Annotated in this window: 2 protein-coding genes; both read right to left on the bottom strand. The window is 33.6% G+C overall.

Translation table 11 applies throughout. From position 1 onward, the window contains the following. Positions 1-376: helix-turn-helix domain-containing protein (locus D4B81_RS17730; protein ID WP_122263976.1), on the bottom strand; the 376-nt coding region annotated here is incomplete at its 3' end. A gap of 629 nt (positions 377-1005) precedes the next feature. Next, positions 1006-1582 (bottom strand): HAD hydrolase-like protein (locus D4B81_RS17720; RefSeq protein WP_122263975.1); only part of this gene is annotated, 577 nt, incomplete at its 5' end.

Raw genomic sequence — 1582 nt, 5'->3', positions numbered from 1 at the left:
CATTTGATGTACCCATTTTTAGTACACTCAAAAATCCGTTCTCTTCAAGTACTTTGATTCCTCTATAAATAGTCATTTTTGATTTTCCAAAGTAATCTTCAAAAGTTGAATATGAGCATGCTAATGCATTCTTGTTATCCATGTGTTCGATTATGAAAAATAAAAGAGAACTAGCGAAATTGTGGTTTGCCATTAACCATCTTAGTTCTGGCATGTTATCTCGATAAAGTTGAATGAAATTAAGATTCTTTTTTTCACTTTCTTTTTTCTGTTGATCTTGTTCATTTTTTTCATCTAGTTCTAATAATTTTTGAAGTTTTTTAAATTCATCCGCGTTTAATTCTATAGTGATTTTTTCTTGGGAGTTCTTGTCCATTTTTCCACCCCTTTTTTGCAAGAAGGTATCACACTATGATACCTATATGTATAATCTTTGTTATATCCTATAACATGACCTGATATATGTAAAGACAAATTTGTTATATTCTTCTACAAATAGGTATCACAAGCTATGTTACCTATAGGTATCACACTATGATACCTATTAAACTCTGAAACCCTTATATATCAAGGCTTCTCTTACGTTCCCTTTCTATATCTCCTAATAGGGTTTTTCTCCACGCAATGGGCAGGTAGTATTTTTTGAGAAACCCACTCAAAAAATCTCCACCTTTTTTCCATTGCATTCCGAAATTCGGCTGGTTTTTAGCTTTCGCCAAGCCGAACAGACCAAAAACGAGGTTAAGTTGCCCGACTTGGACCAGCAATTGTACCAGCCGAACCACCCAGTTTTATCGATCTAAGCAATAAGCTTACTCTATATTCAGTTACGTTAAGTTCTTAGGGGCTAGCCCCTCGCTTCGCTTCACCCCAGCCTTCACCACTCCACCCAAAAACAAGACGATCGTTTAAAATAAAAAATAAAATAAGCTGTCCATATGGCCAGCTTATTTACATAACATTCGAAAGCGGAAGTCAATAAATCTATCATATATCTTCAGCGATTTATTGCTGAAGATACAACTGTTTTGATAATGGAATACCCTTATTGAAAAATTCTGAGTAATCGTTTAAATAATAATCTGCTACATCACTTTGACCTTGAAACATGCATGTTATGATTCCTAATTCTTTTGCAGGTAGCAAATCTAATTCTCTATCTCCAATAGCTAGATCAATTTTGTGTTTTTGATGCAAGTAAGTATATGCTGATGGGTTGGGTTTGCGAGGAAAACCATTATCAATCGTAACCATATCTACAAAGTATTTGTCCCATCCATAATATTTTAAAATTGCTAAAACTCCATCTCTGTGTTTATGTGTCATGATTACATTCTTATCTGCAAATTTCAAAATTTCTTCCACGCCATCAAATGGTTTCATGTCTTTTGGAGACAATTCCTTTTTTAAGCTTTTAATTTTCTCTTTCTGGTCACTAGAAACATTATAGTAGTCTAGTGCATGTGAGTATGAAATCTTTAATTTTTTATAAATCTCCTGTTTATATATCTCTTCTCCCAGTACTAGAGAGAGTATTTTGGTATAGGCAGGATATGTATTAAAAAGTGTTCCGTCAAAGTCC

It is taken from the genome of Ornithinimicrobium cerasi (assembly GCF_003702705.1).
Lineage (GTDB): Bacteria > Actinomycetota > Actinomycetes > Actinomycetales > Dermatophilaceae > Ornithinicoccus > Ornithinicoccus cerasi.
This window is presented reverse-complemented; position numbering and strand designations above follow the sequence as displayed.